Here is a 13,843-nt window from a genome sequence, read left to right on the forward strand (position 1 = left end):
CGCCAGTCGGAATATTCCGCAGTGAAACAAACCGATAGGATCCGCCTCATGCGCCGTTCCAAAATCGTCTGCACGCTGGGCCCCGCCGTCGACTCGTATGAGCAGCTGAAGGCTCTCATCGAGGCCGGCATGAACGTGGCCCGATTCAACTTCAGCCACGGATCCCAGGCAGAGCACCAGGAGCGGTACGACCGCGTCCGGCAGGTCTCCGCGGACACCGGGCACGCCGTCGGCGTCCTCGCCGACCTCCAGGGCCCCAAGATCCGACTCGAGACCTTCGCCGAGGGCCCGGTCGAGCTGGTGCGCGGTGACGAGTTCACCATCACCACCGACGACGTCCCCGGCGACAAGTCGATCTGCGGCACCACCTACAAGGGTCTGCCCGGCGACGTCTCCAAGGGCGACCAGGTCCTCATCAACGACGGCAACGTCGAGCTGCGGGTCGTCGAGGTCGACGGCCCCCGGGTCAAGACGATCGTCGTCGAGGGCGGGGTCATCTCCGACCACAAGGGCATCAACCTGCCCGGCGCGGCCGTCAACGTCCCCGCGCTGTCGGAGAAGGACGTCGACGACCTCCGCTTCGCGCTCCGCATGGGCTGCGACATGGTCGCCCTCTCCTTCGTCCGCGACGCCAACGACGTCAAGGACGTCCACAAGGTGATGGACGAGGAGGGCCGCCGCGTCCCCGTCATCGCCAAGGTCGAGAAGCCGCAGGCCGTCGAGAACATGGAGGCCGTCGTCGCGGCCTTCGACGCGGTCATGGTGGCCCGTGGCGACCTCGCCGTCGAGTACCCGCTGGAGCGGGTCCCGATGGTGCAGAAGCGCCTCGTCGAGATGTGCCGCCGCAACGCCAAGCCGGTCATCGTCGCGACCCAGATGATGGAGTCGATGATCACCAACTCCCGGCCGACCCGCGCCGAGGCGAGCGACGTCGCCAACGCGATCCTGGACGGCGCGGACGCGGTCATGCTGTCGGCCGAGTCCTCGGTCGGCGCCTACCCGATCGAGACCGTGAAGACGATGTCGAAGATCGTCGCCGCGGCCGAGGAGGAGCTGCTCTCCAAGGGCCTCCAGCCCCTGGTCCCGGGCAAGAAGCCGCGCACCCAGGGCGGCTCCGTCGCCCGCGCGGCCTGCGAGATCGCCGACTTCCTCGGCGGCCAGGCCCTGATCGCCTTCACCCAGTCCGGCGACACGGCCCGCCGCCTCTCCCGCTATCGGGTGCAGCAGCCGATCCTCGCCTTCACGACGGACGAGAACACCCGGAACCAGCTCACCCTGAGCTGGGGCGTGGAGTCCTTCCTCGTCCCGTTCGTGGAGACCACGGACGCCATGGTCGACCTCGTGGACGCCGAGCTCCTGAAGCTCCAGCGCTACAACGCGGGCGACACCATGGTCATCACGGCCGGCTCGCCCCCCGGCGTCCCCGGCACGACGAACATGGTCCGCGTCCACCACCTCGGTGGCGCCGACAACGCCTGACGTTCCGCCTGACGTACGACGGTGGGCCGCACCCCTGCGAGGGGGCGCGGCCCACCGTCGTACGACGGACGGCTTGTTCCTGTCACTCCCGGTGCCGACGACGACCTTCGCGCCATCAGGGAGAACATCCGAGTCGCCAGGGAAGGGTTCGAGGCCGATGGCGGATGCCGAGATACCCCGGGAACTCCGGGACGCCGTACGGCGGCTGGAGGGTCTGGTGGGCACGGCCGTGTCCGACGTGACCGACAGCCACGCCCGCTGGGAGCTGTACCGGGCCGCGCTCGCCTCCGACGACGCGAGGCCGGGTCTGCTGTCCGCGGTCGTTGCGGAGCCGGACGACGCGCTCGCTTCCGCCGTCGTCGGCGAGGCCCTGCAGCTGGTTCCCCGCGCCGACCGGGAGACCTGGGTCCAGGCCCTGGCCCCCTCGGTGCGCGCCTTCAGTGAGCGCCGGGCTCGCGAGCTGGGGACCCTGGAGGACCTCCGGTCCGGAGCCGAGGTGCCGACGCCTGGCCCCGAGCTGGTGGGTGGCTGGAGCGACTGGCTCCAGCTCCGGATCGTCGCCGAGGCGCCCAATGCGTCGGTGCTCCGCATCCTCGCCGAGTCGGGCCGCACCAAGCGCATCCGCCGGGCGGCCGCCGGGGCACTCGGCTGACGCCGGCGGAACGAGAACGACGGCCTCCCCTCCCGTGCGGGAGGGGAGGCCGTCGAGGTGTTGCGGCTCCCGGAGGTACGAGGGTCAGCTGGGCTCGATCGTGTTGCGGAGGCCCGGGACCTTGAGGGTGCCGCCGAACTGGCCCGCCTGCTTGAGCTTCACGTTGGTGAAGAAGGCGAAGGGGACGTCCAGCGGGGGCGGGGACTCCGGGCCGAAGGTGATCGGGATGAGGCCGAAAAGGTTGCCCTTCAGCTCCTCCGTGTACATCGTCACCGTGCCGTCGGTGATGGTCGACGTCGAGCCCTTGTTCGAGCGGACGTGTCCCGTGTAACCCTCGGAGTGGACCGTCAGCTGGTGGAGGTCCTTGATGTCGATGCCGCTCGCGGTGAACTTCAGGACCTTCTTGATCTTGCCGCTGCCGGTCTTCACCTCGACGATGCCGTGGTACTTGAGACCCTTGAGAGTGAGGAGCGTGCTCTCCAGCCGCCACGGGTCGTCCGGGAGCAGCGGGATGCCCGGCTCCAGTTCGGCCGCCGCGAGTGCCTCGGCGTCGTACTCGGGGCACGGGAAGTGGGGCTTGGCGCCGTCGGGTATGGACTCGTCCTTCTTGGGGTCGAGGCCCTTGGAGCTCTCCGGGAGCTCCTTGACGGTGGCGCCGGCCTTGTCGGCCGCCTTCTCGATCGCCTTCTTGGTCGCCTCGGCGGCCGGGTCTGTGGTCGGGTCGGACGCCGGGGCGGTGCTCGGGTCCGCGGTCGTCTTCGGCTCGGGGCCGGCGGGCGCGGTGGTCGTGGCCGTGGCCGAAGGGGTCGCGGCCGGCGCGGCCGGTTCGTCGTCCGTCACGGTCTTCTGGACCGGGGCGGCCGTGGTCGGTGCCGTGGTCGGCGCCGCCGTCGTGGCCGTCGGCTTCGGCTCCGGGCCGTCGAAGAGGTCCTTGAGCGCGTCGCCCAAGCCCAGCGGGTCGAGCGGGTTCTTCGACTGCGTCGCCGAGGGGGTCGCGGTCGGGGCCGGCGCCTGCGCCTGCTGCGCGGCCGTCTGCACGTTCTCCGTCGCGGTCGGCGTCGGGGTCGCGGTGGCGGTCAGGGCAGCGGTCTCGGTCGCGGTCACGGTCGCCGAAGGCGTGGCCGTGGCCGTGGGGCCGGTCGTCGGGCCGGTCGTCGCCGTGGCGCTCGGGGTCGCGGTCGCCGAGGGGGTGGCCGTCGGCTTCGCGCTCTCCGTGGGCTTCGCCGTCGCCGTCTCCGTGGCCTCCGGAGTGGGCTCGTCCGAGCGGGTCACGCAGGGGCCCGGCGCGAAGGGGATGTCCTTCTCGTCGGCGAGGGCGAGCTTGGGCGTGAGGCCCATGCCCACGAACACCGCGGTCGGCATGGCGGCCAGCGCCATCGCCTTGCCCGCGGGGCCCTGGATCCTGTTCAGCAGCGACTTGCGCGGGGCCGCGTGCCGCGGGCCCTCCTTCGCGAGCGCCGACTGAGTCTCGTCACCCCGCACTGTTCCTCCCGCCATTGGCGTCGGTCGTCGTTTCGGCCGCCGACTCGTACGTCTCGCGCTGCTCCGGGACACCGGCCGCCACCACGACCTCGGTCTCGGGCTCGGCGCCGGCCTCCTCGGAGGCCTCGGGCCGGCCGTCGTGCTGTGCGTCGTCGGTCTCCTCGACCGGGGGCGCGGGCGCCCAGGCGGCGGACATGCCACCGCCGATCAGGGCGAACAGGAACCCGATGACAAGGCCGCCGAAGTTCGACACCGGGATGGAGACAAGGGCCAGGACGATCGTCGCGACGCCCGCGAACACCCGGACGACGGGCTGGAACCACATCGTGAACCCGAGCGTGATGAGCAGGACACCGATGATCAGCGCGCCGGCCCCGGCGGTCGTCTGCATGGCGAGCGTGGCGTTGCCGAGCCGCATGTCCCCGTAAGGGAGGTAGGCGATCGGTACGCCGCCGATCATGGTGAGGAGTCCCGCCCAGAAGGGCCGGGTCTGCCGCCAGACCTTGAACCGGTTCTCCTTTTTGGGGACTTCGCGGGAGGCGGGGATCTCGGCGCTCATGGAAACAGCTCCCTGGAAGCGGTGTTGCTGAGAAAGGTGAAGAAGGTGGTGCCGACGGGCGGAGTGGGTGGGGGCCGTACGGGACGGCCCACACCCCAAGGACCGGATCAGTCCTTGTAGCACTCCGCCGAGGTGCCCCGGTGCAGGGACAGGTCGAGGTTGGGGAGCTTGAAGGTGGCGGCCGTCGTGGCCCACGCCTTCTGCCGGACGTTGTTCAGCGTCGCGTCCTTGGCGCGCTGACCGAAGCCGAAGGGGTTGGCCTTCGTGTTCGGCTGGATGCCCGGCTTGCCCTCGACCGGCTTGCCGTCGGGCCCGTGGTTGAGCGCACCGGCCGCGACACCGATGTCGATGTTCTGGAACTCGGCGTCGGCCTTCAGCTCGGAGACATCGAGGTAGATGCCCTTCGCGTAGACCGGCTTCTTCGCCTCGGTGCCGGCCTCGAGCCGGAGCGTGACGTCACCGATGAACGGCACCTTCGGCGTCACGACCGACTGGCACATGTTGGTGATCCAGGCTTCGGAGAAGCCGGACACGGCGACGGGCTCGGCGAAGTCCTTGCCCTCGAGGTCCTTGCCGCCGTCGACGCTGCCGTACTGGACGAAGTCCTTGCCGACAAGGCTGTCGGCCTTGACCTTGAACTCCTGGCCGGAGATCGAGAAGGACGCGGCCAGCGCGCCCTGGGCCAGACCGACGCCGATCGCGGCCGTCGCGGCCACGCTCGGGACCATGACGACGGCGAACCGCTTCCATCTGGTTCCGCCACGAACCTGGGACTTCATGAGAATTCCTCCTTCTCGGACGTACATCTCCGGGAGGGCCGGGGGCCCGTCCCGGGATGGGAGAAGAGCTACGTCCTCGGGAAGGGAAGCACCGAGGCATCAGGCGGCGCGCTGCGCGTCCGAATCACCGGCGATCACCCCCGAGCGACAACCATGAGCCACGCTTTGCGCGTGACCGGTTTGGACAGGCCCCGTTCGGTGAGAGCGGGAACCCCCCTGTCCACGGCCGGCGCTTGGGGCACCGGCCCGCCCGGTGGGGACCCTCCCCTCTTACCCGGGTGGTTGCCGGGGTGTGCGGTTCGGACCGAGCGTCGCCGATCGTGGTCCATTAACGGCCCTCGCACAAGGGGGTTCGTTACTGGCTAGTAACGGGTGGATAACCGGGGCATGGCGGGGCGGCGCCGAACGGGCACGCAGGGTGCGGTCGAGTGCCGCCCAATATGATCAGATAGCCGCATGAAGGCGGACAGAATCCCCGGTTCGATTTACTGCAAGTAACAGCGGCCGCGATTACCAAGTTTTGGTAAAACGCGGCCGCTGTTTGTCGCCGTGTCGCCAAATCGTCGGCGGATCCGGCGCCCTGTGTGGTTTTCCGAAGCGCCCTAGAAAAGGACCCGGGCGAGGGCCTGGCGGGCCGACGTCACGCGCGGGTCGTCGGCGCCGATGACCTCGAAGAGCTCCAGGAGCCGCAGCCGCGCCGCGTCCCTGTCCTCGCCGACCGTGCGGCGCACGGTCTCCACCAGACGCCCGAAGGCGTCCTCCACATGACCGCCCACCAGGTCGAGGTCGGCGGCGGCGATCTGCGCGGCGACGTCCGACTGGTCGTCCGCCGCCTTCTTGCGCACGGCGGCGGGGTCGAGGTCCTGAACCCGGGCGAGGAGCTCGGCCTGGGCGAGGCCCAGCTTGGCCTCCGGGTGCGCCGGGTCGTCGGCGAGCACGTTCTTGTACGCCTGGACCGCGCCGGCCAGGTCACCCGCGTCGAGCGCGGACATGGCCGCTTCGAGGAGGGCGTCGTACGGGCCGACGGGGCGGGCGGCGGCGGCCGGGCCTTCGGCGTCCGCGCCCGCGTCCACGGAGATGCCCGTGAGGCCGAAGCGCTCCTCGCCGACCATGATCAGCTGGTCGAGGGTCTCGCGGATCTGGGCCTCGGGCACCGCGCCCTGGAAGAGCGGCAGCGCCTGGCCGGCGACCACCGCGAAAACGGCCGGAATTCCCTGGATGCCGAACTGCTGCATCAGCATCTGGTTGGCGTCGACGTCGATCTTCGCGAGCAGGAAGCGGCCGTTGTACTCGACGGCCAGTCGCTCCAGGAGGGGGCCGAGCTGCTTGCAGGGCTCGCACCACTCGGCCCAGAAGTCGAGGACGACCGGCACCTCGGCGGAGCGCTGGATGACATCGCGCTCGAAGCCGGCCTCGTCGACGTCGATCACCAGGGCGGAGGGGGGCACCGCGGCGGGTCCGCCCGTCCGGGCGGCCTCGGCCCGGACCTGCTCCGCCTTGGCCTTGGCCTCTCCGGCCGCCTTCACCGCGGCGAGGTCGACGACGCCGCTCATGGACATGTTTCGGGGCTGCATGCGTACATCCTCCCCCTTCCGCGCGCGTAACCGGTAAGTCATGGCTGAACCGTGCCGCCCGTACGCCTCCCGCCGGTGTGCGAGACGCCCGGGCAACACGGTTCCTCGTCTTCGTTCCGCACCGGATCCCCACCCGGTGCGCGCCGGGTCCCCACCCGGCATCTGGTTGTCGCTCGGGCCGCTCAAAGCCTTTCGCTACAGGTCGTAGCGTAACTCTCCGGGAGGATCGGCGGGGAGGGCGCGGGAGCGATCCGCTCGGTGAACTGCCTCACATCACGCGCCTCTGGCGCCGTACCTACCGACGGGTATGGTCGTCCTCCATGTGCAGCAGGACCTCCCGCAACAGCCGAACCGGACGACCTCGTTCCATCGAGGCCGACACCGCCATCCTGGAGGCGACCCGCGCCGCCCTGGTCGATCTCGGCTGGTCCAAGCTCACGATGGGGGACGTCGCCGGCCGCGCCGGGGTTGCGAAGACGACCCTCTACCGCCGCTGGGCCAACAAGAACGAGCTCGTCGTGGACGCCGTCGCCGTCCTCTTCGACGAACTCGAACTGCCCGACCTGGGTTCCCTCCGGGCGGACATCGAGCACGTCGTCCTGCAGTTCGCCGCGCTCCTCGAACGCCCGGAGACCAAGACGGCCCTGATGGCGGTGGTGGCCGAGTCGACCCGCGACGCCCCGCTGCGCGAGCGCATCCGCGCCTCGATAGTCGACCGCCAGAAGCGCCTCGTCCTGGACGGCCGCCGGCGCGCGCAGCAGCGCGGCGAGCTGCCCTCGGACCGCGATCCGACCACCGTCGAGGCCACGGACGACCTGATCTTCGACGTCATCGCGGGCGCGGTCGTCCACCGCGCCCTGGTGAGCGCCGAGCCGGTCGACGGGCAGTGGGTGGCCCGCCTCTCGGCCCTCCTGGTGGGCGGCCTGGGCGCGGTGGCGACGCTCGGCGAGTGAGTCCGGGGTCCGGGCGAACGGACCCGGAGTTCGTCACCTCGGCACTCGACACGACGACAGGGGCGGTACGGGAACTCCCGTACCGCCCCTGCTTCTTGCCCCTGCCGGCTAGAAGCCCGGCGGCTCCGTGTAGACGCCCCACTCGTCGCGCAGGGCGTTGCAGATCTCGCCGAGCGTGGCCTCGGCGCGTACGGCCTCCAGCATCGGGCCGATCATGTTCGACCCGTCCCGGGCCGCCGCCAGCATCGCGTCGATCGAGGCGCGGACCTTGGCGTCGTCGCGGCGCGCCTTGCGCTCGCCGAGGACGCGGACCTGCTCCCACTCGACCTCGTGGCTGACCCGCAGGATCTCCAGGTCGCCGGTGACGGAGCCGTGGTGGCAGTTGACGCCGACGACCCGCTTGTCGCCCTTCTCCAGGGACTGCTGGTACTGGAAGGCGGACTCGGCGATCTCGCCGGTGAACCAGCCGTCCTCGATGCCCCGCAGGATGCCGGAGGTGATCGGTCCGATCGGGTGCTGCCCGTCCGGGTGGGCGCGGCGGCCGCGCTCCTTGATCTGGTCGAAGATCTTCTCGGCGTCGGCCTCGATGCGGTCGGTGAGCTGCTCGACGTACCAGGAGCCGCCGAGCGGGTCGGCCACGTTGGCCACGCCCGTCTCCTCCATCAGCACCTGCTGCGTGCGCAGCGCGATCTCGGCGGCCTGCGCGCTGGGCAGCGCGAGGGTCTCGTCGAGGGCGTTGGTGTGGAGGGAGTTGGTGCCGCCGAGGACGGCGGAGAGGGCCTCGACCGCCGTACGGACGACGTTGTTGTACGGCTGCTGGGCGGTGAGGGAGACCCCGGCGGTCTGGGTGTGGAAGCGGAGCCACTGGGCCTTGTCGGTCTTGGCGCCGTACACCTCCTTCATCCAGCGCGCCCAGATGCGGCGGGCCGCGCGGAACTTGGCGATCTCCTCGAAGAAGTCGAGGTGCGCGTCGAAGAAGAAGGAGAGGCCGGGGGCGAAGACGTCGACGTCGAGGCCGCGGCTGAGCCCCAGCTCCACGTAGCCGAAGCCGTCGGCGAGGGTGTACGCGAGCTCCTGCGCGGCCGTCGCCCCGGCCTCGCGGATGTGGTAGCCGGAGACGGAGAGCGGCTTGTACGCGGGGATGCCCTGCGCGCAGTGCTCCATCAGGTCGCCGATGAGGCGCAGATGGGGCTCGGGCTCGAAGAGCCACTCCTTCTGCGCGATGTACTCCTTGAAGATGTCGGTCTGGAGCGTGCCGTTGAGCACGGCCGGGTCGACGCCCTGGCGCTCGGCGGCGACCAGGTACATGCAGAAGGCGGGCACGGCGGGCCCGGAGATCGTCATCGAGGTGGTGACGTCGCCGAGCGGGATGTCCTTGAAGAGGACCTCCATGTCGGCGGCGGAGTCGATGGCGACGCCGCAGTGGCCGACCTCGCCGAGCGCCTTCGGGTCGTCGGAGTCGCGGCCCATGAGGGTCGGCATGTCGAAGGCGACGGAGAGGCCGCCACCGCCGGCCTCCAGGATCATCTTGTACCGCTCGTTGGTCTGCTCGGCGTTGCCGAAGCCCGCGAACTGGCGGATGGTCCAGGTACGGCCCCGGTAGCCGGTCGCGTGGAGTCCGCGGGTGTAGGGGTACTCACCGGGCCAGCCGATGCGCTCGAACCCCTCGTAGGCGTCGCCGGGCCGGGGCCCGTAGACGGGCTCCACGGCGTCGCCGGAGAGCGTGGTGAAGTCGGCGTCCCGCTTGCGGGCCTTGTCGTAACGGGCCTGCCAGCGACGGCGGCCTTCCTCGATGGCGTCAGCGTCCATGACTCGAATTTACTAGGACGTCCTAGTAAATGTCGATGGCAAACCTCCGCACATACGTGCGGAGGTGGGGGTCAGGCCTTGACCGGCTCCGGCTGCACGCCGCTGACCAGCGGCAACGTCTCGCGGACGACCTTGCGCTCCACGAAGAACGCGGCGAAGGGAATCGTTCCGGACAGCAGCACCCAGAGGAGCTTGCCGAAGGGCCACTTCGCCTTCGAGCCCAGATCGAAGGCGAAGACCAGGTAGATGATGTAGAGGATGCCGTGGGCCTGGGAGACCATGAAGGTCACGTCCTCGCCCTTGTCGAACCCGTACTTGAAGATCATGCAGGTGCAGAGCACGAGCAGCATGACGGCCGTCACGTAGGACATGACGCGGTAGCGGGTCAGCACACTGGATTTCATGCCGTCGAGCGTAACGGCACGTTCCGGGCGATCTTCGCGCGGGTCAGCTCTCGTCGAAATCGTGCGCGCTGACCCGCAGCGGGCGCAGCATCGCGAAGATCTCGCCGCACTCCTCGGCGTCGTACGTGCCGAGGCCGAACTCCATCTCCATCAGGTCGCGGGTCGCGGCCTCGACCACCTCGCGCCCCTTCTCGGTGATGGTCGCGAGGGTGCCGCGGCCGTCGTTGGGGTTCGGCCGCTTGGCGACCAGGCCGGACTTCACGAGCCGGTCGACCGTGTTCGTCACCGAGGTGGGGTGCACCATCAGCCGCTCGCCGATCTTGGACATCGGCAGCTCGCCCGCCTTGGAGAAGGTGAGCAGGACCAGGGCCTCGTAGCGCGCGAAGGTCAGCCCGTACGGCTTGACGACGGCGTCGACCTCCGCGAGGAGGATCTGATGGGCGCGCATGATCGAGGTGATCGCGGCCATCGACGGGACCGGGCCCCAGCGCTTCTGCCACAGTTCGTCGGCGCGGGCGATGGGATCGAAGGGGAGACTGAGCGGCTTCGGCACGCGTCGACCTTACCCATGGGGAACTTGACGGTCAGCCCCGTCTCAATTCTCGGTCGCCCCGGAGGCCCGCAGCTCCACCGCGGCGGCGAGCAGACAGAGCGTGCCGACGACGCCCGTGCCCGCGACGACCGTGTGCACGGGAGCGAACTCGGCCGCGATCCCGGCCCCCGCCATGCCGACGCCCTGGACGGTCATCATGCCCGCCGTCATCAGGGTCATGGCCCTCCCCCGCTGCTCCTCCGGGACGGCGGCGACGAACCAGGCGTCGAGGCCGAGGGTGTACGCGCCGGTGGCGCCCGCCAGGAGGAGCGCGACGACCGCGAGGGCGAGGCCGGGCTCGGGGGCGTAGAGGAGATAGGGGAGGACACCGGTCACCGCGAGCGGGAGCACGATCCGGGAGCGGGCCGCCGCACCGAGGAGGGACCCGGCGAGGAGCTCGCCCGCGATGGTGCCGACGGGCAGCGCGCACATGAGGAGGCCGAGGGCGGCGGTGGAGACGCCGATCTCGTCGGCGTAGGGCGCGGCGAGGGCCTCCGGTACGACGGCGAAGAGCGGCGGCACCCAGAACATCAGCATCAGGGCGCGCACCCGCCGGTTCCGCAGCACGGCCCAGGTGCCGGAGAGCCCGCTCGCGGCGGACTTCCCGGCGGCGCGGGCGGGCCGGCGGACGGTGCCGACGCGCAGCAGCAGCGCCGAGACGAGGAAGGTGCCGGCGGTGACGGCGAGGGCGCCGCGCGGCGGGACGGCGGTGAGGAGGACGCCGCCGACGGCGAAGCCGGTGAGGAGGGCGCTCTGGGAGACGATCCGCAGGAGGGAGCGGCCGAGGACGAAGAGGTCGCCCTCGCCGAGGACGTCGGCGAGGGTCGCCATGCGGGTGCCGTTGAAGACCGGGGAGACGACGGCGATGGCGCAGCGCAGGGCCAGGAGGACGGCGACGGGGGTCGCGGGGACGACCATCACGGCGACGCAGACGGCGCAGACGAGGTCGCAGGCGACGAGGATCCGGCGGGGCGGGAGGCGGTCGGTGAGGCCGGCGAGGAGGGTGCCGCCGAGGAGGTAGGGGAGGAAGCCGAGGGCGAAGGTGAGGGAGGAGAGGAGTGGGGAGCGGGTGAGGTCGTAGACGAGCACGGTGAGGGCGAGCTCGCTGACGACGACCCCGAGCAGCGAGAAGAGGTGCGCCACGAAGACGAACCGGAACTCCCGCACCCGGAAAACGGCCCGGTATCCGGGGCGGCCGACCCCGGCGGGGGCGGGGGCGGGGGCGGGGGCCTGGGCGAGCGCCGGGGCGGGGGCCGGGGCGGGGGCCGGGGGTGGGTGCGGGGAGTCGTGCTTCGGCATGGCGGCAGCGTGCCGCCGGGCAGGGTCCCAGCCCTAGACTTTCGGCTCCACACGAATGTTCCGGACCGAAGGCTCCGCTGTCACGGACCGAAGGCTCCGCGTCCCAGGGGAGGTGCCCGTGCCGTACCACCTGCGCTTCGGCGAGGCCGACCCGCTGCGGATCCGGTTCGCGATCTCGCCGCTCTGGGAGACGCACTCCGCCGTCCGGGTCCTCGCCCGGCCCGGGAAGCAGAGCTACCACCTGCCGTGGCTGCGGCGGATCGCGGGCGCCGCGCGGGGGCTCGACCTCGGGCCGCTCCAGCTCCTCATGCCGCTCCGCGGGCACAGCCCCGACTTCCTGTACCCGCCGCCGCTCGGGCCCGCCGCCACCTTCGACGAGGAGATCGCCGCCGTACGGGAGACCGACCCGGCCCTCGTGCTCGACGACTTCGAGCGGGCTCTCGCCGAGACGCCGGGAGCGGCCGACACGGACGAGGGGCGGCGGCTGCTTGCCGATCCGTCCGACGGGCTGCGGCGCCTGACCGTTCTGCTGGAGGAGGCCTGGGAGGCGCTCGTCGCCCCCGAGTGGCCCCGGCTGCGGGCGCTCCTGGAGGCGGACGTCGCGTACCACTCGCGCCGGCTCGCCGAGGGCGGGCTCGAACGGCTCCTGAGCGAGCTGCACCCGGCCTTCGCCTGGGCCGCCGAGACCGCCACCCTCCAGGTCGCCTACGCCGGGGAGCACGACCGCCCGCTGGACGGGCAGGGGCTCGTCCTGATGCCTTCGGTCTTCACGTGGCCCGATGTGGTGAGCGGCTTCGATCCGCCGTGGCAGCCGACCGTGGTCTACCCGGCGCGCGGGATCGGCGGACTGTGGGCCGCGCCCCAAAGCCGTACGCCCGAGGTGCTCGCCCGGCTGCTCGGCCGCGCCCGGGCGGACGTCCTGTGCGCCCTGGACGAGCCGACCGGGACGACGGCGCTCGCGCACCGGCTGGGCCTCGCACCCTCGTCGGTCTCCGCGCATCTGTCGGTGCTGCGGGACGCGGGGCTGCTGGCCTCCCGGCGGTACGGCCACCAGGTGCTGTACGAGCGGACGCCGTTGGGGATAGCGGTGTCGCAGCCCGGAACCGACTGACCGACATGTCACGATGGCGCCGATTACCCGGAACAGCCGTGCGCCGTCACGCGAAGTCATGCACCGTCCTGAACCCCGTACCCGTACGCCCCGCCGTACCGCCGTACCGCCGTACCCGACCCTGGGGGCCGGATGTCCCGCCGCACCGTCACCGCCGCCGCCCTGGCCCTCGTCTCCGCTCTGCTCCTGACCGGATGCACAGCGGACGAGCCCCCGAGGACCCCGGTCGGCCCGCCGTCCGGGCGCAGCGAGGCGCCGGCCCCCTCGGGCGGCTCGCCCTTCTGGGTCGACCCGGAGAGCGACGCGGCGAAGCAGGTCAGGGAGTACGAGGCCCAGGGCAGGACCGAGGACGCGAGGATCCTCAGGCGGATCGCGGAGCGGCCGGTCGCGGAATGGCCCGCCGGGGACGACCCCGTCCCCGAGGTGACGCGCGCGGTCCGGGGCGCGGCGCCGGAGGGCCGGACGCCGGTCTTCGTCGCGTACAACATCCCCCACCGCGACTGCGGGATGTACTCGGCGGGCGGCTCGCACGACGCCCAGGCCTACCGGAGCTGGGTCGACTCCTTCGCGTCCGCGATCGGCGACTCCCCCGCGATCGTCGTCCTGGAACCGGACGCGGTGCCGCACATCGTGGACGGCTGCACCCCGGGCCAGTACCACGACGAGCGCTACGAGCTGCTCGCCGGGGCGATCCAGCGGCTCAAGCGGCAGCCGCGCACCCGGGTCTATCTGGACGCGGGCAATCCGGCGTGGATCGACGACCCGGGCAAGCTGGTGGAGCCGCTGCGCCGGGCGGGTGTCGCCCGCGCGGACGGCTTCTCGCTGAACGTCTCCAACTTCCAGACGAACGACACGGTGAAGGGCTTCGGCTCGACGCTGTCGGGGCTGCTCGGCGGCATCCACTTCACGGTGGACACCAGCCGGAACGGCGACGGCCCCCTCCCGGGCGACCGGGCGGAGGCCTGGTGCAATCCGCCGGGCCGGGCCCTCGGCGTACCGCCGACGGACCGGACCGGGGACAAGCTGGTCGACGCGTACCTGTGGATCAAGCGCCCCGGCGACTCGGACGGTCAGTGCCGGGGCGGCCCGGCCGCCGGGACGTGGTGGCCGGAGTACGCGCTGGGCCTGGCCCGCAGGGCGAAGGCCTGAG

13 protein-coding genes are annotated in these 13,843 nt (G+C 71.4%); 5 read left to right on the forward strand and 8 right to left on the reverse strand.

What is annotated here, in order from left to right; translation table 11 throughout:
• Positions 1–48: 48 nt before the first annotated feature.
• Positions 49–1,479 carry a pyruvate kinase gene (gene pyk / locus IE124_RS20285; RefSeq protein WP_189509270.1) on the forward strand — a complete coding sequence of 477 codons (1,431 nt, stop codon included), beginning with the start codon at positions 49–51 and terminating at the stop codon, positions 1,477–1,479.
• Positions 1,480–1,636: 157 nt separating this feature from the next.
• On the forward strand, positions 1,637–2,131 hold the full coding sequence (locus tag IE124_RS20290) for a hypothetical protein (RefSeq protein ID WP_189509271.1): 495 nt from the start codon (positions 1,637–1,639) through the stop codon (positions 2,129–2,131).
• Positions 2,132–2,215: 84 nt separating this feature from the next.
• Here IE124_RS20290 and IE124_RS20295 read toward each other — a convergent pair whose 3' ends face one another.
• The 4 genes from IE124_RS20295 to IE124_RS20310 all read right to left on the reverse strand — a co-directional run bounded on the left by IE124_RS20295 (position 2,216) and on the right by IE124_RS20310 (position 6,525).
• Positions 2,216–3,613, reverse strand: coding sequence for a hypothetical protein (locus tag IE124_RS20295; protein WP_370468788.1), 1,398 nt, complete (start codon positions 3,611–3,613; stop codon positions 2,216–2,218).
• On the reverse strand, positions 3,603–4,172 hold the full coding sequence (locus IE124_RS20300) for a DUF6114 domain-containing protein (RefSeq protein WP_189509273.1): 570 nt from the start codon (positions 4,170–4,172) through the stop codon (positions 3,603–3,605). The genes IE124_RS20295 and IE124_RS20300 overlap by 11 nt, the downstream gene beginning before the upstream one ends.
• Before the next feature lie 107 nt (positions 4,173–4,279).
• Positions 4,280–4,951, reverse strand: coding sequence for a DUF6230 family protein (locus IE124_RS20305; RefSeq protein ID WP_189509274.1), 672 nt, complete (start codon positions 4,949–4,951; stop codon positions 4,280–4,282).
• A gap of 602 nt (positions 4,952–5,553) precedes the next feature.
• A complete protein-coding gene (locus IE124_RS20310; RefSeq protein WP_189509275.1) occupies positions 5,554–6,525 on the reverse strand; it encodes a tetratricopeptide repeat protein in 972 nt (323 codons plus the stop codon).
• 320 nt (positions 6,526–6,845) lie between these two features.
• On the opposite strand from IE124_RS20310, the gene IE124_RS20315 reads away from it, so the two are divergent.
• Positions 6,846–7,478: a TetR/AcrR family transcriptional regulator gene (locus tag IE124_RS20315; protein ID WP_189509276.1), complete on the forward strand. Its 633-nt coding sequence runs from the start codon at positions 6,846–6,848 to the stop codon at positions 7,476–7,478.
• 108 nt (positions 7,479–7,586) lie between these two features.
• Here IE124_RS20315 and icmA read toward each other — a convergent pair whose 3' ends face one another.
• The 4 genes from icmA to IE124_RS20335 form a co-directional block, all read right to left on the reverse strand.
• Positions 7,587–9,287, reverse strand: coding sequence for a coenzyme B12-dependent isobutyryl-CoA mutase large subunit (gene icmA, locus IE124_RS20320; protein WP_189509277.1), 1,701 nt, complete (start codon positions 9,285–9,287; stop codon positions 7,587–7,589).
• Between the two features lie 71 nt (positions 9,288–9,358).
• Complete coding sequence (locus IE124_RS20325; protein ID WP_055641276.1) at positions 9,359–9,691, reverse strand: DUF3817 domain-containing protein; 333 nt, start codon at positions 9,689–9,691, stop codon at positions 9,359–9,361.
• 43 nt (positions 9,692–9,734) lie between these two features.
• Positions 9,735–10,244, reverse strand: coding sequence for a MarR family winged helix-turn-helix transcriptional regulator (locus tag IE124_RS20330; RefSeq protein WP_189509278.1), 510 nt, complete (start codon positions 10,242–10,244; stop codon positions 9,735–9,737).
• Between the two features lie 42 nt (positions 10,245–10,286).
• Entirely contained in the window at positions 10,287–11,582 is a 1,296-nt protein-coding gene (locus IE124_RS20335) for an MFS transporter (RefSeq protein ID WP_189509279.1), read from the reverse strand.
• A 118-nt stretch (positions 11,583–11,700) separates the two neighbouring features.
• On the opposite strand from IE124_RS20335, the gene IE124_RS20340 reads away from it, so the two are divergent.
• Both IE124_RS20340 and IE124_RS20345 read left to right on the forward strand, forming a co-directional pair.
• Positions 11,701–12,693 carry an ArsR/SmtB family transcription factor gene (locus tag IE124_RS20340; RefSeq protein ID WP_189509280.1) on the forward strand — a complete coding sequence of 331 codons (993 nt, stop codon included), beginning with the start codon at positions 11,701–11,703 and terminating at the stop codon, positions 12,691–12,693.
• Between the two features lie 132 nt (positions 12,694–12,825).
• Positions 12,826–13,842 carry a glycoside hydrolase family 6 protein gene (locus IE124_RS20345; protein ID WP_189509281.1) on the forward strand — a complete coding sequence of 339 codons (1,017 nt, stop codon included), beginning with the start codon at positions 12,826–12,828 and terminating at the stop codon, positions 13,840–13,842.
• Position 13,843: the final 1 nt, after the last annotated feature.

Origin of the sequence: Streptomyces narbonensis (assembly GCF_014649015.1) — a bacterium.
Classification (GTDB): Bacteria; Actinomycetota; Actinomycetes; order Streptomycetales; family Streptomycetaceae; genus Streptomyces; species Streptomyces narbonensis.